The sequence below is a fragment of the Paraburkholderia sp. BR13439 genome (assembly GCF_040948805.1).
Classification (GTDB): domain Bacteria; phylum Pseudomonadota; class Gammaproteobacteria; order Burkholderiales; family Burkholderiaceae; genus Paraburkholderia; species Paraburkholderia youngii.
The window spans coordinates 1-222 of the sequence record NZ_JBFPKN010000245.1; the positions used below are offsets into that span (position 1 = coordinate 1).

Below are 222 nucleotides of genomic sequence, written 5' to 3' on the forward strand. Positions count from 1 at the left end.
TTTCTGCACACCCACTTGCCACGGATATGCCGCTCCACGGTGAACACACCTGGCGTGTAGTCCAGCTTCTCGCTGATGTCCTCGCCGATGCGCACGCGCTCGCAGCCACACTGGCATACGGTGCTCTGCGGCTCGTGGCGAATCTCTGTGCGCGGCAATTGCGCCGGCAGCGCTGCACGCTTCGGTTGCTGGGGTAGCGGCTCGGCTGCGGCTTGCGGCTGA

General features: G+C 65.3%; 1 protein-coding gene. It reads right to left on the bottom strand.

Translation table 11 applies throughout. The features are described 5' to 3' along the window. Window positions 1-222, bottom strand: a 222-nt coding sequence (locus tag AB3X96_RS43050) for an IS66 family transposase zinc-finger binding domain-containing protein (protein WP_368594472.1), incomplete at both ends; no start/stop codon positions are given.